This is a genomic window from Halomonas sp. ABH4_019, assembly GCF_056159885.1.
In genome coordinates, this window is sequence record NZ_JBSWWC010000001.1 from 284,760 (window position 1) to 303,261 (window position 18,502).

The window sequence follows — 18,502 nt, forward strand, 5'->3', positions numbered from 1 at the left end:
TCGAGGTCAGGAGTAGGCGTGGAAGCCGCGCCCGCTCTTGCGACCGAGATAGCCGGCCTCGACCATCCGTCGCAGCAGCGGGCAGGGGCGGTACTTGGGATCGCCGAAGCCCTCCTGCAGCACTTCCATGATCGCCAGACAGACGTCCAGGCCGATCAGGTCGGCAAGCTGCAGGGGCCCCATCGGATGAGCGGCGCCGAGCTGCATGGCCTGGTCCACCGCCTCCGGGGTGGCCGCGCCCTCCTGCACCAGGAAGGCCGCCTCGTTGATCATCGGCACCAGCAGGCGGTTGACGGCGAAGCCGGGGGAGTCGCCCACGCGCACCGCGGTCTTGCCCAGCGCCTCGGCCAGGGCCTCGATGCGCGCCACGGTGGCGTCGCTGGTCTGCTCGGCACGGATCACCTCGACCAGCTTCAAGACCGGCACCGGGTTGAAGAAGTGCATGCCCACCACCCGCTCGGGGCGGGCGCTGACCGCGGCCAGCCGGGTCAGCGACAGCGAGGAGGTGTTGGAGGCCAGGATGGCGTCGTCGCTGAGCCGGCTGAGGTCTCGGAACAGTTGCTCCTTGAGCTCGGGCCGCTCGGGGGCGGCCTCGATGATCACCGCACAGTCGGCCAGGCTCGCAAGCTCGGCGGTGGTCAGCAGCCGCGCCAGGGCCTCGTCGCGTTCGGCCTCGCTCATCCGGTCCCTGGCCACCCGCTTGCCTAGCCCCGCGTCGATGGCCTCCCGAGCCCGTTCCAGGGCAGCCTCGGCCACGTCATACAGGCGCACTCGGAAGCCGCAGGTCGCCAGCACCTGGGCGATGCCCTGGCCCATGGTGCCGGCGCCCACGACGCCGATCGGTTGTTGACTCATCGCTGCCTCTCCTCCGCTGGTGTGGATGACGTGCCCGCGGGCACCCGGTGCAGCATGCACCTCCGGCGCCCACCGGTCGAGTCCTCAAAGAGGCAGCGTCGAGCGATCAGAGAGTCGCGGGATCCAGCGCCGCGAGGCTCGCCATGCCGGCCTCGATCGACGCCAGTTGGGCACGGCCCAGCGGCAGCCAGTGACGCAGCCCGTGATCGGCGGCGGCCAGCTTGGCCCGATAGAAATCCCCGTCCTCGCTGCCGGCGGCCAGGGCGGCCTCGGCACACAGCGCGGACCGCCCCAGCTGCCAGGCGCACAGCACGTGGCCGGTCAGGGACAGGAACGGCGTGGCGAAGGCCTGGACGGCATCGGGCCCCTGCTCGGGATCACGGCCCCGTTCCAGCACCAGGCCCATGGCGGTGCGCAGGTCGGCGATGCCGGCGGCCAGGCTCTCGCCCAGCGGGCGCAGCTCGGCGCTGGCGGCCAGGGCCTCGGCGGTCCCCGCCACCTCGTCGAGCAGCGCGGTCAGGGCCGCACCACCGTCCCGAGCCAGCTTGCGCCCCGCCAGGTCGAGGGCCTGGATGCCGTTGGTGCCCTCGTAGATGGGCGCGATGCGCGCATCGCGCAGCAGCTGGGCGGCGCCGGTCTCCTCGATGTAGCCCATGCCGCCATGGACCTGCACGCCCAGCGAGGCGATCTCCACCGCCTGGTCGGTGGAAAAGGCCTTGACCACCGGGATCAGCACCTCGACCCGGGCCTGGGCGGCCTGACGCTCGGCCTCGTCTCCGGCATGGCGCGCCCGGTCCATCTGCGCCGCGCAGCTCAGCGCCAGGGCGCGCAGCGCATCGGTGCGGGCCCGCATGGAGAGCAGCATGCGCTTGACGTCGAGGTGCTCGGCGATGGCGCAGGGCGCGCCGTGTCGACGCCCCTGTACCCGCTCCAGGGCATAGGCAAGGGCCTGCTGGCAGGCGCGTTCGGCGACCCCGATGCCCTGGATGCCGACCTTGTGGCGGGCCTCGTTCATCATGGTGAACATGTGATTGAGGCCGCGCCCCTCCTCGCCGACCAGATAGCCGATGGCGCCCTCGCGTTCGCCGAAGCTCAGCGCGCAGGTCGGCGAGCCGTGGATGCCGAGCTTGTGCTCCAGCCCGGAACAGATCACGTCGTTGCGCTCGCCCAGGGAGCCGTCGTCGTTGACCAGGAACTTGGGCACCAGGAACAGCGAGATGCCCCTGTTGCCCTCCGGGGCATCCGGCGTGCGCGCCAGCACCAGGTGCAGGATGTTCTCGGCGGCCTCGTGCTCGCCCCAGGTGATGAAGATCTTCTGCCCGGTGAGCCGATAGGGCTCGCCCTCCTCCGCGGGGCAAGGCACCGCCAGGGTGCGCACCTGGGAGAGATCGGAGCCGGCCTGGGGCTCGGTGAGGTTCATGGTGCCGGTCCAGCGGCCCTCCACCAGCGGCGGAAGATAGCGCGACTGCTGGGCCTCGCTGCCATGCCGGGACAGCGCCTCGATGGCACCGGCGGTGAGCATGGGGCAGAGGCCCAGCGCCATGTTGGCGCCGTGCAGCATCTCCTGGACGGCGCTGGCCACCACTTCCGGCAGGCCTTGCCCGCCCTCGGCCTCGGCGACGCCGATGCCGTTCCAACCGCCCTCCGCATAGGCCCGATAGGCCTCGACGAACCCGTCCGGCACCTCGACTCCGCCGTCCTCGCGACGCCGACAGCCCTGGCGGTCGCCGCTGGCGTTGAGCGGCGCCCAGACCTCGCCGGTCAGCCGTGCGGCCTCCTCGAGCACGGCATCCACCAGCTCGGGCTCGAGGGCCTCGAAGCCGGGCAGGGAGAGGGAGCCGTGCTCGAGGAGTTCCCCGAGCACGAAGCGAACATCACGAAGCGGCGGCGTATAGGGCGTCATGCGGGCACCTTGGGAAAAATGATACCGGCGATAGTAGATTCACTATGTCTTGTCGACCATTAGCCGTAGGTCGGGCCCCGGGCTACCCGCTCGGGTCACGACCTCAGTGCCGTCCCGCCCTCGACGAGTGCCGCGCCGGGCGGTTCGGGATCGGCCGCCGTCGGCGCGTCGTCATCGTAGTAGACGATGTGCGGCTCGTCGGGCGGCGGCGGGCCGACCAGCGGCTCGGCCACCGCCACGTCCGGCACCGCATCGGAGAGATCCTCGGCGTGCTCGTGCTCCAGGGCGCCCTGGAGCCACTCGTCGGTGACCGACAGCTCGGCCCCCGCGGCGCTGAGCGGCGTGGCGGGCGAGAACGGCGCCACCGGCACCGGCGCCGGGCGCACGCTACGCCGCCAGGCGAAGAAGCCCACCAGGATGAGCCCCAGGGCACCCAGCGACCAGAACAGCCCGGTATCGCCGACCACCGTCATCACCGGCGAGATCACCGGAGGACTCAGGGTCGAGCCGATGGCGTTGATCAGCAGCAGGCCTTGGCTCATGCGCACCAGGGCCCCGGCCGGGGCCCGGTCGGCCGCGTGCCCGACCGATACCGGGTACAGCGAGAAGACGCCGCCACCAAGCAGGAACAGCAGCCCGGCCAGCCCCCAGGGCGGCAGCGGCAGGAAGAGAATCCCCGCCGAGATCAGGGCACAGAAGCCGCCGATGCCGATCAACACCATCTGGCGATCGTGGCGATCCGACCAGCGGCCCACCGGATACTGCAGCAGCATGGCGCCGAGCACCATCACCGCCATCAGCTGGCCGACCCGGTCGACCCCGTAGCCGATCCGCTGCAGGTAGAGCGGCAGCAGGGTGTAGACCGCGGCCACCGCCAGCCCCGAGCCGAAGCTGCCCATCACCCCCGTGGGGGTCAGGGTAATCAGGCGCAGCGGCGACAGCGGCTCGGCCTTGTCGATCAGCGGCGTGACCTTGGGGATCATCGCCATGGGCAGCACCGACAGGGAGGCCAGCATGCCGATCGCCATGAAGGGCGCGGTGGGGCCCATGGCGTCGACGATGCCGAGCAGCAGTTGGCCGAGCACCCCGGCGGCATACAGCGAGATCATGTACAGCGCCAGCAGGCGTCCGCGCACCCGGGCATCGCCGGCGGTCAGCAGCCAGCTCTCGATGACCAGAAACACGCCGACGGTGGCCCAGCCACCGATCAGGCGCAGCGCGAACCAGGCCGCGGGATCGAAGAACAGGCCCTGCAGCAGGACGGTGACCGCCACCAGCGAGGCGAAACTGCCATAGGCGCGGATGTGGCCGATGGCCAGCAGCAGCCGGTCGTTGAGCATGGCGCCCAGCGCCAGGCCGATGAAGTAGGCCGAGGACACCCAGCCGATGACCACCGGCGACTCGCCGGCGGCGTCCAGGCGCAGGGTGATCAGCGTGGCCAGGAAGCCGTTGCCGATGCCGAGGATGAACAGGCCCAGCAGGGGGCCGAGGGCCATGAGCAGTAGCTGCCGTGACATGAGCGGTCGTCTCGCAGGAGTGGCGTGTAGGGAACCCACGCCGCGCACGGCCGTGGCAGGTTGCTGGGGGGAATATACGCCCGCCCCCGGGGCCCCGCCAATCCCTTGAAGGCCGCTTTTCACGGCCTTTTTTCTTATGATAACGGCACGTTATCGAACATCTGACGTTGCCGCTCGCTGCAGCAATACCACGTCGGCGGCCGGGAATTCCACATCGAGGCGCCAGCGCGCCGCGAGCCAGCGAAAGGTCGTCTCGCTGAAGAAGCACACATGGGTCGGGTCGAGGATATAGTGCCAACCGACGAAGACCTCCGCCGAGCACACCCGCTTGGTCATCAGCCCCAGCCAGCCGCCGGGCGCCAGCAGACCGACCAGCCGCTCGAGCTCGCGGCCGGGCGCGAACAGGTGCTCGACCACCTCGGTGGCGGTGATGAAGTCATAGCGGCGTGACAGCGGCTCGAGACCCGGGGCGTAGAAGGGATCATAGATCGCCATCGGGTGTCCCGCCTCCTCGAACATCACCGACAGCGTCGGGCCGGGGCCGGCGCCGAAGTCGAGCCCCCGAGCCCCCGGCGCGAGCCTCGCCGCCAGCGGATCGAACAGCCGCGACAGGAAGCGGCGGTAGCCGGGATCGTCGGGCGAATTCTGGTGCCGGTCGTAGACCGCCTTCTCCTCGTCCGGCCCGAGGCGCTGGCGGGGCGGCACGAACACCAGCTCACAGCGCCGGCAGCGGCGGTAGTCGCGCCGCGCATCCCGGTGGTAGGGCGCGTGGTCGGGGGATGCGCATAGCGGACAGGTCGGCATCATCGTATTCTCTGTGGCAGGACACACTTCTCAGGAGGCATGCATGCTGTCAGGTCTGGATCATCTGGTCATCACCGTGACCGATATTTCCCGCGCCGTGGACTTCTACACCCGGGTACTGGGGCTGGATGTCCGTTATCGCGACCGGGAGCGCGTGGACCTGATGCTCGGCGACATGGCCCTGCGCCTGCACTGGACCGCCACCGACATCCAGCCCCGAGCGGCCACGCCCACGCCGGGCAGCCTGGACCTGTGCCTGCGCAGCCAGCTGCCCCTCGACGAGGTCCAGCGTCACCTCGAGGCGCTGTCCATCGAGGTCGAGCTGGGCCCGGTGCCGCGCCAGGGCGCCACCGGCGAGCTCGAATCGCTGTACCTGCGCGACCCGGACGGCAACCTGTTGGAAATCAGTCGTCCCCGGCGTTGATGGCATCGCGCCACACGGTGGGTATCATGGCCCTCCCCATTCATCTTCAAGGACGACCCATGAACGAGAACGCCCCCCTGGACCACGACCGCGAGGTCGCCGAGTCTCCCCGCGCCCCCGATACCACCATGGCCATGGTCATCTACGCCCTGTACCTAGCCAGCTTCGTGGTGGGCTTCACCTCCCTGGTCGGCGTGGTGATCGCCTACGTCTATCGCGGCAAGGGGCCGGCCTGGCTGGACGAGCACTACCGCTATCAGATCCGTACCTTCTGGATCGGCCTGCTCTACGCCGCCGTGGCCGCCCTGCTGACGCTGATCGTGATCGGCTTCCCGCTGCTGATCGCACTGGCGGTGTGGCTGATCATCCGCTGCGTCAAGGGTTTCAAGGGCCTGCAGGAGAAGCGCGCCCCGAGCAACGTGGACACCTGGCTGATCTGACCCATGGCAAGGAAGCATGATTCCGAACGCCAGCTGCCGGCTCGGCTGATCGCCGGCCTGTGGCGAACCCTCGCCGACTGGCGACCCGGGTCGCTATGGCGGCTGGCACGCATCGCCGGCCCGCTGGTGCAGGCCGGCAGCCGTCGGGAGCGTCGAGTGACCCGCATCAACCTGACCCAGGCCTATCCCGACCGCCCCGCGACCGAGCGACGCCGGCTGGCCCGACACAGCCTGGTCCATTCCAGTGCCACCATGCTCGAGCTGGGCATGGCCTGGATGGGCAACCCCGAACGCCTGGAGGCCAGCATCCTCGAGGTCCACGGCCGCGAGCTGCTCGACGAGGCTCGCGCCGAGGGCCGCGGGGTCATCGTGCTGGCGCCCCACTTCGGCAACTGGGAGGTGCTCAACTTCTGGCTGTCCGGGCACTTCCCCTTCACCGCCATGTACGAGCCCCCCAAGCTCACCGCCCTGGACCCGGTCATCCGCCGGGGCCGCGAACGGCGCGGGGCCAGCCTGGTCCCCACCAACCCGCGCGGCGTGGCGGCGCTGCTCAAGGCCCTCAAGCGCGGCGAGACGGTGGGTATCCTGCCGGATCAGACCCCGAGCTGGGGCAGCGGGGTCTTCGCGCCCTTCTTCGGCCGGCAAGCCTACACCGCCACCCTGCTGCCCAAGCTGGTGGCCCGCACCGAGGCCCGGGTGGTCACCGGCGTGGCGCGGCGCCTGCCGGGCCGCGGCTTCGCGCTGCACTTCCTGGCCGCCGACGAGCGCGTCTACTCCGCCGACGAGGCCACCTCGGCGGCCGGGGTGAACGCCTGCGTGGAGACCGCCATCGCCCTGGACCCGCCCCAGTACCAATGGGAATACAAGCGCTACCGCAAGACGCCCCAGCAGGCCGAGGGCAGCCCGGACTGGAAACGCCATCGACTATACTGAGCCGATGCCCGCGGCGCGGAACCATCTCGGCACGACGCTGACCAACACCCCTAGAATGCGCGTCCGCGCCGATAACGACACCAAGAACCGCACAACGATACGCCCACATGACCCCCCGGACCGGCTTGCGCAGGGAACGCCGGCGGGATCCCGAGGAGAGTCACGACATGACATCGCTGATCCGCTTCCTGGCGTTCTCGCTGGGCACGACCCTGGCCATGCAGGCCGGCGCCGAGCCCACGAACGAGGAAGCGCTGTTCGACACCATCGCCGAGCGGGCCGAGCGGCTGGCCGGGTCCCCCTACGAGGCTCCCGCCGACGACTTGCCGGCGGCGCTGGCCGAGCTGGACTATGACGCCTATCGCCAGATCCGGTTTCGCCCCGACCAGGCCCTGTGGCAGGACACCGAGGGATTGTTCGAGGTGCAGCTGTTTCACCCCGGCTTCCTCTACGACCATCCGGTCGAGCTCAACCTGGTGGCGCCGGACGGCGAGGTACGTCACCTGCCCTTCGATGCGTCGCGCTTCCGCTATGAAGGCGATGCCGCCGGCCTGGCCGAGCTGGACCTCGATGACCTGGGCCATGCCGGCTTTCGCCTCCACTACCCGTTGAACAGCGGTGACTATCACGACGAGTTCATGGTGTTCCTCGGCGCCTCCTACTTCCGGATGGTCGGCCGCGGACAGGGCTACGGGCTCTCGAGCCGCGGCCTGGCCATCGACACCGCCGAGCCCCGCGGCGAAGAGTTTCCGGCCTTCCGGGAATTCTGGCTGGTCGAGCCCGGCCCCGACGATACCCGCATGACCGTCTACGCCCTGCTCGACAGTCCCTCCATCACCGGCGCGTATCGCTTCGATATCGCCCCGGGCAGCCAGACCGTGGTCAACACCGAGGCGCGGCTGTTCGCCCGCGAGGACATCGCCAAGCTGGGCATCGCCCCGCTGACCAGCATGTTCATGCACGGCAGCATCGCCGGCTACCCGGCGGACGACTACCGCCTGCGGGTTCACGATTCCAGCGGCCTGGCACTGCACACCGGCAGCGGCGAGCGCGTCTGGCGCCCGTTGAGCAATCCCCAGACCCTGCACCTGTCGAACTTCCAGGACGCCTCCCCGAAGGGCTTCGGCCTGGTCCAGCGTCCGCGGCACTTCGACGGCTACCTGGACGCCGAGGCGCGCTACGAGGAACGCCCCAGCGAATGGGTCACGCCCCTGGGCGACTGGGGCGAGGGGCACGTCGAGCTGGTCGAGATCCCCTCCGACAGCGAGGCCAACGACAACATCACCGCCTACTGGATTCCCGAGGCGCCCCTGGCGGCCGGTGAATCGCGCACCTTCCGCTACCGCTTGCGCACCTTCGGCGCCACCCCGCCCGACCAGCGCCTGGCCCACGTGATCCGCACTCGACAGGGCTGGGGCGCGATCCCGGGGCAGAGCGACCCGCCCCCCGCCAGCCGGCGCCACTTCATCGTCGACTTCCAGGGCCCCAGCCTCCAGGGGCTGGACGTCGACCAGCCGGTCGAGGCGCGGCTGACCACCTCCAGCGGCGAGATCCTCGACCCACGCGTCCAGCGCCTGCCCGACGGCGATACCTGGCGCGCCGATTTCCGCCTCGCCCCGGAGGGCGATGTCCCGGCCGACATGCGCCTGGCGCTGACCCTGCACGGCGAACCGCTGACCGAAACCTGGAACTATGTCTGGTACCCCGATGAACGCCGCTGATTCCGCCAACGCCGCGGCGCCGATTCCCTGGCGCCGCACCCGTCGATGGGGCTTCGCCCTGCTGGTGGCGGCCACCACCGGGCTGGGGATGTGGACCATGTTCCGCATCCTCCACGTCGGTGGCCTCACGCCCCTGGAGCTCGCCATCCAGGCGCTGTTCACCGTGACCTTCGGCTGGATCGTCATCGCCTTCTGGAGCGGGGTGATCGGCTTCGCGCTGAACCTCGCCGGCCGCGACCCCCTGAGCCTGGCCAGGACCGGCTCGCCGCTCCCGCCCGACGATGCCCGCTCGCGCACCGCCCTGGTGATGCCGATCCACAACGAAGACGTCGAGCGGGTCGCCGCCGGCCTCGAGGCGACCTGCCGGGACCTGCCGCCGATCACCGCCGAGCGCCACATCGAGGCCTTCGTGCTCAGCGACAGCACCGACGACGCCATCGTGGCCCGGGAGCAGGCCGTCATGGCGGCCCTGCAGCGGCGCCTGGCCGGGCGCTGCCGGCTCCACTACCGGCACCGCGACAGCAATGCCGGGCGCAAGGCCGGCAACCTCGGCGACTTCTGCCAACGCTGGGGACGCCACTACGACTTCATGCTGGTGCTCGACGCCGACAGCGTGATGAGCGGCGCTACCGTGCACGAATTGATTGCCCAGATGGAGGCCAATCCGCGCCTCGGCCTGCTGCAGACGGTACCGATCCCGGTCCGCCAGGACAGCCTGTTCGGCCGCGCCAACCAGTTCGCGGCGGCGGTCTACTCGCCGATGCTGGCCACCGGCCTGAGCTTCTGGCAGTCCGACGCGGCCAACTACTTCGGCCACAACGCCATCCTGCGCGTCGAGGCCTTCACCCGACATGCGGGCCTGCCCGAGCTGCCCGGCCGGCCGCCGCTGGGCGGTGATATCCTCAGCCACGACTTCGTCGAGGCCGCGCTGCTGCGCCGCGCCGGCTGGGAGGTGCGCATGCGCACCGACCTCGGCGGCAGCTTCGAGGAGATGCCGAGCCAGATCCTCGACTATGCCAAGCGCGACCGCCGCTGGGTCCAGGGCAACCTGCAGCACCTGCGGCTGCTGGGCGGGCGCGGCCTGCACCCGCTCAGCCGCGTGCACTTCCTGTGCGGCGCCCTGGCCTACCTGTCGTCGCTGATCTGGCTGGCGATCCTGGTGGTCAGCACCATCGACGCCCTGATGCGGGCGCTGATCGAACCCAACTTCTTCACCTCCAATGCCCAGCTGTTCCCCGACTGGCCGATCGCCCCGCCCAACCTGATCATGCCACTGCTCGGCGGCACCCTGGCCATGCTGCTGATGCCCAAGGTGCTGGGCGTCTGCCTGGCCCTGCGCACCTCGCCCGCCCGCTACGGCGGACGCGCCCGGCTGGTGGCCAGCGCCCTGCTGGAGGCCCTGTTCGCGATGCTGATCGCGCCGCTGATGATGGTCTTCCACAGCCGCTTCGTGATCGAGGTCCTCAGCGGGCGCACCGTGGCCTGGGACCCTCAGTCCCGCGAGGGGCGCGCCCTGCCCTGGCGCGAGGCGTTGCGCCATACCTGGCCGGGCACCCTGGCCGGCGCCGGCTGGGCGGGCATCACCTGGTGGGCCGCACCGACCTTCTTCTGGTGGCTGACCCCGGTGTGGCTCGGCCTGATGCTGGCCGCGCCCCTGGTGCGGTGGAGCAGCAGCCTGACCCTCGGCCGGCGCCTGCGCCGCCGCGGCCTGCTGCTGGTGCCCAGCGAGACGGCACCGCCGTCGGTGCTGCGCGACGAGACGCCGCCGCCGGCGGCCGAGGACGGCCTCGTGCCCTCGCCACCGCCGACGGAGCACCCAAGCGACATGCCGACCCAGTCCTTCGCCCGGGACTGGGCGCGGCCGGCGGTCGTCGCGGGCCGCCCCACCCTCGGGGAATGACCCCGGGGGTGTTCGTCCGCGACCAAGCTGCTAGACTGGCTCGACTCGCTTGACGGGGTGCCGGTGGAACCGGCTGAGATGGCGCAGGCTCACTGAGCAGGAACTCGCGAGAGTCCGAGAGCCCAAGCGCCGATCCCGTGGAACCTGATCCGGGTGGGTGTGGCACCAGCCGCACGTGAACCGGCGTAGGGAATCAGGCGGTGGGCCCGGCACGCCCTCCTCGCGCACCGGACCTCCCCTCTCCCCATGCGCCCGCCCTCCGGATCCCGATCGCATCGGAGGCAAGATGGGCCATCGCTTCACAGATCTCACCGCCGCCTGCCAGGACGACTGGCGCGCCTATATCGAGCACGACTTCGTCCGCACCCTCGGTGCCGGCACGCTCGAGGCCGACGCCTTTCGCCACTATCTGCAGCAGGACTACCTGTTCCTGATCCACTTCGCCCGTGCCTACGCCCTGGCCGCCTACAAGAGCCGCGACCTGGCCGAATTGAATCAGGCCTTCGACGGCCTGAAGACCATCCTCGACGTGGAGCTGGAGCTGCACCGCGGTTTCTGTCGCGACTGGGGCATCACCGAGGACGACCTGGCGGCGCTGCCCGAGGCCCGCGCCACCCTGGCCTACACCCGTTTCGTGCTCGATGCCGGCAGCCGCGGCGACCTGCTCGACCTGCGCGTGGCGCTCGCGCCTTGCCTGGTCGGCTACGGCGAGATCGCGAACTGGCTCGATGCCCAGCCGTTCACGGTGCGCGGCGACGCCAACCCCTATGAGCCCTGGATCGCCATGTACCAGAGCGACGACTTCCAGGCCGCCATGCGCGCCGAGGTCGCCTGGCTGGACGCCAGGCTTGCCGAGGTGACGCCGGCGCGCTTCGACCAACTGGCACGGCTGTTCCGCGACGCCACCCGGCTGGAGATCGACTTCTGGCAGATGGGGCTGGATCGCGCGGACTGAGATTTCCGTCTATCGCCGAGCTTTTCCGGCGACAAGCCTCCGCGAGGCGCTGTGAACCCATCCCTGGGCGCTACTTTTGCCCTGCGGCACTCTCGCATCCTGCTCCGTTTGCAGGACCAGTGCTGGCCATCCATGGCCAGCCCGTTCGGCGAGGATCGCCTCACCCATGGCAAAAAACCCTCGCTCCGCCTTGTCCCCAGCGCTCGGCTAGCACCGCGCCGACTCGGGCACTAGCGCACGGTAGAAAGAAAGTAGGTAGAGAGAGAAAGGCAATGACACGGCCCGCCTAGCGGCGGGCACCACCACGCTTGACGGGGTGCCGTTGAAGACGGCTGAGATCATGCGGCGCGACGCGCCGGAGCATGGGTCCCGTTGAACCTGAACTGGCTAGGACCAGCGTAGGGATCAAGCGACACGCCGCCGGGCTCGAAGCCTGCGGCCAATGTCCTCCCCAGCTGTCCTCCCTGATAACACCACCCAAGCAAAGGGAGACCGACCGATGGCAAAGACCGATCATTTCCTCGCCGAGAGCGCCCGCGTCGACGACGCCGCCGTCCAGGCCCTGCCGGGCTCGCGCAAGATCTATGTCGAGGGCTCGCGCCCCGATATCCGCGTGCCCTTCCGCGAGATCGGCCTCTCGCCGACCCGCACCTCGGGCGAGGGCCCGGATGAGCAGAACCCGCCGCTGCTGGTCTATGACACCTCCGGCCCCTACACCGACCCCGAGGCCGAGATCGACCTGCGCCGTGGCCTGCCGGAACTGCGCCGCGGCTGGATCGAGGCGCGCGACGACACCGAGTTCCTCGACGGCCCGACCTCCGAATACGGCCGCCGGCGGGCCAACGATCCGATGCTCGCCCCGCTGCGCTTCGACCTGACCCGCACGCCGCGGCGCGCCAAGGACGGCCGGAACGTCACCCAGCTGCACTATGCGCGCCAGGGCATCATCACCCCGGAGATGGAATTTATCGCCATTCGGGAAAATCAACGCAGGCAAGCCCTGGGCAGCGAAGAGGTCGAGCGCATCCTCGGCCACCAGCACCCCGGCGAGAGCTTCGGTGCCCGCCTGCCCGAGGAAATCACCCCGGAGTTCGTGCGCGACGAGGTCGCCGCCGGCCGCGCCATCATCCCCTGCAACATCAACCACCCGGAATCCGAGCCGATGATCATCGGCCGCAACTTCCTGGTGAAGATCAACGGCAACCTGGGCAACTCCGCGGTCACCTCCTCCATCGAGGACGAGGTCGACAAGATGACCTGGGGCATCCGCTGGGGCTCGGACACCATCATGGACCTGTCCACCGGGGCCAACATCCACGAGACCCGCGAGTGGATCATCCGCAACGCTCCGGTGCCGATCGGCACCGTGCCCATCTACCAGGCCCTGGAGAAGGTCAACGGCGTGGCCGAGGACCTGACCTGGGAGGTGTTCCGCGACACCCTGATCGAGCAGGCCGAGCAGGGAGTGGACTACTTCACCATCCACGCCGGCGTGCTGCTGCGCTACGTGCCGCTGACCGCCAGGCGCACCACCGGCATCGTCTCCCGCGGCGGCTCGATCATGGCCAAGTGGTGCCTCTACCACCACCGCGAGAGCTTCCTCTACGAGCACTTCGAGGAGATCTGCGAGATCTGCAAGCGCTACGATGTGGCCTTCTCGCTGGGCGACGGCCTGCGCCCGGGCTCGGTGGCCGACGCCAACGACGAGGCCCAGTTCGCCGAGCTGGAGACCCTCGGCGAGCTGACCCGCATCGCCTGGAAGCACGATGTCCAGGTGATGATCGAGGGCCCCGGCCACGTGCCCATGCACCTGATCAAGGAGAACATGGACAAGCAGCTTGCCGAGTGCGACGAGGCGCCCTTCTACACCCTGGGGCCGCTGACCACCGACATCGCGCCGGGCTATGACCACATCACCTCCGGCATCGGCGCGGCGATGATCGGCTGGTACGGCTGCGCCATGCTCTGCTACGTGACCCCCAAGGAGCACCTGGGGCTGCCCAACAAGGACGACGTCAAGACCGGCATCATCACCTACAAGATCGCCGCCCACGCCGCCGACCTGGCCAAGGGCCACCCGGCCGCCCAGCGCCGCGACAACGCCCTGTCCAAGGCACGCTTCGAGTTCCGCTGGGAGGACCAGTTCAACCTGGGCCTCGACCCGGACACCGCCCGGGAGTACCACGACGAGACCCTGCCCAAGGACTCCGCCAAGGTGGCCCACTTCTGTTCCATGTGCGGACCCAAGTTCTGCTCGATGAAGATCAGTCAGGAAGTGCGCGACTACGCCGCCGAGAAAGGGCTCGACGGCGACCGCGCGGCGGTGGAACGCGGCATGGAAGAGCAGGCCGAGAAGTTCCGCGACCAGGGCGCCGAGCTGTACAAGGAGGTCTGACCTCACGCCTCTGACGCATAACGCCGCGCCGGCCATCAGCCGGCGCGGCGTTTTTTCGTCGAGACGCCTTCCGCGTCAGGTTGTCGAGGCGGCACCGACCGCCGGTTCCTCCTGCGAGTCGCGCCCGCCGGGCGCGAAGCCGAGCAGCCGCAGGGCATTGAGCGTGACCAGCACGGTCGCCCCGGTATCGGCCAGGATCGCCAGCCACAAGCCGGTGATCCCCAGCACGGTGGTGACCAGGAACAGCGCCTTCAGGCCCAGGGCGATGGCGATGTTCTGGCGGATGTTGGCCATGGTCGCCCGGGCCAGGCGGATCATCGCCGCCGCGTCGCCCACCCGGTTGCGCAGCAGGGCGCCGTCGGCGGTCTCCAGCGCCACGTCGGTGCCCGAGCCCATGGCCACGCCCACATGCGCGCTGGCGAGTGCCGGGGCGTCGTTGATGCCGTCGCCGATCATCATCACCCGCTCGCTCCCGGCGAGTTCGCGAATCGCCTCGACCTTGCCCTCGGGCATCAGCTCGGCGCGACGCTCGATCCCGATGGTCCCGGCGATGGCCGCCGCCGTGCGATCGTTGTCGCCGGTGAGCATCACCGCGCGCACGCCGAGCGCCGACAGCGCGGCCACGCCGTTGGCGGCGTCTTCCCGAGGCTCGTCGCGCATGGCGATCGCCCCCAGCACGACGCCCTCCTCGACCGCCACGATCACCGTCTTGCCCTCGGCCTCCAGCGCCTCGACGCGCGCGGCCAGCGCCGCCGGCAGCGTCCACCGTTCGGCCACGTGACGCGGTGCGCCGAGGAAGGCGTTCCGTCCGTCACGCCGGGCCTCGACGCCCAGCCCGGGAAGGGCCCGGGCCTCGCCGACCGGCGAAGGCGCGACGCCGACCGACCGCGCATGCTCGAGCACCGCCAGCGCCAGGGGATGGCTCGCCCCCTGCTCGAGGCTCGCCGCCAGGCCGATCACGGCCTCGGCATCATGCACCTCGCCGGCGGCGACCACGTCGGTGACCCGAGGCCGGCCCTCGGTCAGGGTGCCGGTCTTGTCGAAGCCGACCACCTCGGTGCGGGCGGCGGCCTCGATCACCGCGCCGCCCTTGAGCAGCAGCCCGCGCCGCGCCCCGGTGGACAGCGACGAGGCGATCGACGCCGGCACCGAGATCACCAGCGCGCAGGGGCAGCCGATCAGCAGCAGCGCCAGCGCCCGATAGGTCCACTCGCCCCAGGCGCCGCCCAGCGCCAGCGGCGGTACCACGGCGACCAGTACCGCCAAGCCCACCACCGCCGGCATGTAGACGCGGCTGAAGCGATCGATGAAGCGCTCGGTGGGCGCGCGTGCCTCCTGGGCCTCCTCGACCAGCCGGATGATGCGGGCGATGGTGTTGTCCTCCGGCGGCCTGCTCACGCGCAGCCGCAGCACCGCCTCGTGATTGATCGAGCCGGCGAACACCTCGTCCCCCTCGCCCTTGGCGCGGGGCACCGACTCGCCGGTCACCGGCGACTCGTCGATCGCCGAGCGACCCTCGAGGATGAGGCCATCGGCGGGAATCCGGTCCCCGGGGCGCACCACCGCCACCTGGCCGACCGCGAGCCGTGCCGCGTCCACCACCCGCGTCTCCCCCGGGGCGATCTCCAGCCGCGCCTCCCGGGGTACCAGATCGGCCAGCGCACGAATGCCCGAGCGGGCCCGGTCGGCCGCCACCCCTTCGAGGATCTCGCCGATCGAGAACAGCAGCACCACCATGGCCGCCTCCCCGGCGGCGCCGATGATCAGCGCGCCCCCGGCGGCAAGCGTCATCAGCATCTCGATGGTGAACGGCATGCCGACGCGCGCGGCGCTGATCGCCCGCCGGGCGATCGGCCCCAGGCCGATCAGGCAGGCCGCGAGGAAGGCCCAGTGGGCCACCGCCTCGCCGGCCACCAGGCGCAACAGCATGGCGACGGCCAGCGCCGCGCCGGTGGCCAGCACCAGCCGCCCCTTGGCGGTGGCATACCAGCGGCGTCGGGGCGTGTCGTCACCGCTCGTCGCCTCGGTGGCGTCCGGCATGGCCTCGTAACCCAGCCGGCGCACCGTGGCGGTGATCGTCTCGGGGGCGGTGCGGGCCTCGTCCAGCGTCAGGGTGAGCGTCTCGTTCATCACCGACACGCGAATGTCGTCGACGCCGGGGAGCCGCTCCAGGGCGCCGCGAATGGTCGCCGCGCAGCTCGGGCAGTCCATGCCGCCCACGGACCAGGTCCGGGTTCCGCCAGTGCCCGTTGGCGTATCGCCCGCTCCCACATCGCCCTCGCCGGCGGCCTCCGCCCGGCCGGCCGAGCAGCAGCCGTCGCTCGCAGCCGCGGCGGGATCGTCCGGCGAGGGGCGGCGCGCGATGCCGTAGCCCAGGCGCTCGACCAGCGCCTCGACGGTCTCGGGGGCGGTCTTGCCGGCCTCCAGCTCCAGCACCAGCGCTCCCTGCATGACCGATACCCGCACGTCGGCCACGCCCGAGAGGCGCTCAAGGGCAGCGCGAATCTTGCCGGCGCAGCTCGGGCAGTCCATGCCCTCGACACGCCAGTGGTGGCGACGACTCTGTGTTCCCGCGGCGTCACACGCCATATCAGCCTCCTCGGCGGTTCCGGAATCTCGATGCTGATCGCAGCTTAATCCCTGTAGTCGCTATAGACTCAAGCGACCCCGGCACACTCTCCAGTCGGCACCTCCGAGCCACCGCGCCACGGGCTCGCCCCTCGGCGTCCGTCACATGGCACGCAACCTGCAAGAATGTGGGAAACCCCATCGCGAGGTGCTCGCCCATGTCGTCCCCCTCCCTCTCGACGCCGCTGGCCGCCGACGCCTTTCGCGAGCGAGCCCGCCGCCACCTGCAACGCCTCTACGGTCCCCGGGCCGACGAGGTGCTGCGAAGGCTGCTCACCCTGTTGGCGCATCAGGCGCCCTCGGCGCCCCCGGATGGTGAGGCCCGGCCGCTCTGGAGCGAGCGCGACCAGTGGTTGATTGCCTACGGGGACAGCCTGGTCGACGGCCAACGCCTCCCCCTCGCGGTGCTCGACGACTTCCTCGCACGGCGCCTCGGCGAGACCTTCAGCGGCTTGCACCTGCTGCCCTTCTTTCCGTGGAGCAGCGACGATGGCTTCTCGGTCGTTCACTACCGCGAGGTCGACCCCGCCCTGGGCGACTGGCACCAGGTGCGACGACTGGCCGAGCGCCTCGACCTGACGGTCGATCTGGTGCTCAACCACGTGTCCCGGGAGTCGCTATGGTTCGCCGACTATCTCGGTGGCAACCTGCCGGGGCGCGACTTCTTCATCGAGATGGATCCCGACACCGATCTCTCGGCCGTGGTGCGGCCGCGAAGCTCGCCGCTGCTGGTCAAGGTGCCCACCCGTCGCGGGCCCCGCCACCTCTGGGCGACCTTCTCCGAGGACCAGATCGATCTGAACTTCGCCAACCCCGACGTGCTGCTGGAGTTCGTCGGCATCCTGCTGTTCTACCTGTGCCAGGGCGCGCGGGTCGTGCGTCTCGATGCCATCGCCTACCTGTGGAAGGAGGTCGGCACCTCCTGCATCCACCTGCCCCAGACCCATGAGGTGGTCCGGCTCTTGCGCGCCGTCGTCGATCACGTGGCCCCGGGCACCCTGATGCTCACCGAGACCAACGTGCCGCATCGCGAGAACATCAGCTACTTTGGTCTTGAAGATCAGGGTTTTGAAGATCAGGGTCTTGAACGTCAGGGTCTTGAAGATCAGGGCCTTGAACATCAGGATCACGAACAACAACGGCCAGATACGCCGCCCGACGAGGCCCACCTGGTCTACCAGTTCCCGCTGCCCCCTCTGCTGCTGCACACCTTCACCAGCGGCGAGGCAGGCACCCTGGCGGCCTGGCTGAAAAGCCTGCCCTCGCTGCCGCCTGGCTGCAGCTTCCTCAACTTCACCGCCAGCCACGATGGCATCGGGGTGCGCCCGCTGGAGGGCTGGCTGCCCCATCACGAGGTCGAGGCACTGCTCGAACTGATGCATCGCTTCGGCGGTTTCGTCAGCATGCGCACCCGGGACGACGGCGAGGACTCGCCCTACGAGATCAACATCACCTGGTTCGACGCCATGAAGGGCACACGCCGGGGAGCCGATCCCTGGCAGGTACCGCGGTTCCTGTGCAGCCAGCAGCTGATGCTCGGCCTGCAGGGCATCCCCGCCCTCTACCTGCATGCGCTGACCGGCACCCTCAACGATCTCGAAGGCATGGAACGCAGCGGCCGGCTGCGCTCGATCAACCGCCACCGCTGGGACCTTGGGACCCTGGAGCGGCTGCTCGACAGCCCCCACACCTCGACCCACCAGGCCTTCACGGCGCTGACGCGGCTGCTCGAGGTGCGCCGCGACGAGCCCTGCTTCCACCCGGACGTCCCCCAGCGGGTGATCGAGACGCCCGCCACGCTGCTGGTCGTGGAACGCGGTCCACTCGCCGACGGACGCCGGCTGCTGGCGATCCACAACGTCACCGACCGCCCCCAGCCCGCGGGACTGGAAGCGCTGCACGAGGACGACTGGCTGGATCGATTGGGCGGCAAGACATGGCGGGCGGAGGACATCCTGCCGCCCTACGGGGCTCTGTGGTTGATAAACAGCGACGGGTGAATCGGCCGTAACCGGGAAGGGGCGCTC

At 70.1% G+C, this 18,502-nt stretch carries 13 protein-coding genes and 1 riboswitch; of the genes, 8 read left to right on the forward strand and 5 right to left on the reverse strand.

Annotated features, from left to right (window positions below):
• Positions 1-6: 6 nt before the first annotated feature.
• The 4 genes from ACXAFN_RS01310 to ACXAFN_RS01325 all read right to left on the reverse strand — a co-directional run bounded on the left by ACXAFN_RS01310 (position 7) and on the right by ACXAFN_RS01325 (position 5,082).
• A complete protein-coding gene (locus ACXAFN_RS01310; protein WP_474985506.1) occupies positions 7-855 on the reverse strand; it encodes a 3-hydroxyacyl-CoA dehydrogenase family protein in 849 nt (282 codons plus the stop codon).
• A 106-nt stretch (positions 856-961) separates the two neighbouring features.
• Positions 962-2,758: an acyl-CoA dehydrogenase gene (locus ACXAFN_RS01315; protein ID WP_474985507.1), complete on the reverse strand. Its 1,797-nt coding sequence runs from the start codon at positions 2,756-2,758 to the stop codon at positions 962-964.
• 95 nt (positions 2,759-2,853) lie between these two features.
• On the reverse strand, positions 2,854-4,275 hold the full coding sequence (locus ACXAFN_RS01320; RefSeq protein WP_474985509.1) for an MFS transporter: 1,422 nt from the start codon (positions 4,273-4,275) through the stop codon (positions 2,854-2,856).
• Between the two features lie 150 nt (positions 4,276-4,425).
• On the reverse strand, positions 4,426-5,082 hold the full coding sequence (locus tag ACXAFN_RS01325) for a class I SAM-dependent methyltransferase (protein ID WP_474985510.1): 657 nt from the start codon (positions 5,080-5,082) through the stop codon (positions 4,426-4,428).
• 40 nt (positions 5,083-5,122) lie between these two features.
• Between ACXAFN_RS01325 and ACXAFN_RS01330 the strand changes: the two genes are divergently transcribed.
• The 7 genes from ACXAFN_RS01330 to thiC all read left to right on the forward strand — a co-directional run bounded on the left by ACXAFN_RS01330 (position 5,123) and on the right by thiC (position 13,847).
• Positions 5,123-5,503, forward strand: coding sequence for a VOC family protein (locus ACXAFN_RS01330; RefSeq protein WP_474985512.1), 381 nt, complete (start codon positions 5,123-5,125; stop codon positions 5,501-5,503).
• A 59-nt stretch (positions 5,504-5,562) separates the two neighbouring features.
• Positions 5,563-5,943 carry a DUF4870 family protein gene (locus tag ACXAFN_RS01335; protein WP_474985513.1) on the forward strand — a complete coding sequence of 127 codons (381 nt, stop codon included), beginning with the start codon at positions 5,563-5,565 and terminating at the stop codon, positions 5,941-5,943.
• A gap of 3 nt (positions 5,944-5,946) precedes the next feature.
• Complete coding sequence (locus ACXAFN_RS01340; protein WP_474985515.1) at positions 5,947-6,876, forward strand: lysophospholipid acyltransferase family protein; 930 nt, start codon at positions 5,947-5,949, stop codon at positions 6,874-6,876.
• A 167-nt stretch (positions 6,877-7,043) separates the two neighbouring features.
• Entirely contained in the window at positions 7,044-8,597 is a 1,554-nt protein-coding gene (locus ACXAFN_RS01345; protein ID WP_474985517.1) for an OpgD/OpgG family glucan biosynthesis protein, read from the forward strand.
• Entirely contained in the window at positions 8,584-10,497 is a 1,914-nt protein-coding gene (mdoH, locus tag ACXAFN_RS01350; protein ID WP_474985519.1) for a glucans biosynthesis glucosyltransferase MdoH, read from the forward strand. The genes ACXAFN_RS01345 and mdoH overlap by 14 nt, the downstream gene beginning before the upstream one ends.
• Before the next feature lie 286 nt (positions 10,498-10,783).
• The gene (gene tenA / locus ACXAFN_RS01355) at positions 10,784-11,452 is read left to right on the forward strand and encodes a thiaminase II (RefSeq protein WP_474985520.1); all 669 of its coding nucleotides are present in this window, start codon (positions 10,784-10,786) and stop codon (positions 11,450-11,452) included.
• Positions 11,453-11,754: 302 nt separating this feature from the next.
• Positions 11,755-11,874, forward strand: a riboswitch (TPP riboswitch).
• A 77-nt stretch (positions 11,875-11,951) separates the two neighbouring features.
• Complete coding sequence (gene thiC / locus ACXAFN_RS01360; protein WP_474985522.1) at positions 11,952-13,847, forward strand: phosphomethylpyrimidine synthase ThiC; 1,896 nt, start codon at positions 11,952-11,954, stop codon at positions 13,845-13,847.
• A gap of 75 nt (positions 13,848-13,922) precedes the next feature.
• On the opposite strand, the gene ACXAFN_RS01365 is transcribed toward thiC, so the two are convergent.
• Positions 13,923-16,436 carry a heavy metal translocating P-type ATPase gene (locus ACXAFN_RS01365; protein WP_474985524.1) on the reverse strand — a complete coding sequence of 838 codons (2,514 nt, stop codon included), beginning with the start codon at positions 16,434-16,436 and terminating at the stop codon, positions 13,923-13,925.
• 197 nt (positions 16,437-16,633) lie between these two features.
• Here ACXAFN_RS01365 and ACXAFN_RS01370 point away from each other — a divergent pair, with 197 nt between their 5' ends.
• Complete coding sequence (locus ACXAFN_RS01370) at positions 16,634-18,475, forward strand: sugar phosphorylase (RefSeq protein WP_474985526.1); 1,842 nt, start codon at positions 16,634-16,636, stop codon at positions 18,473-18,475.
• Positions 18,476-18,502 lie beyond the last annotated feature (27 nt).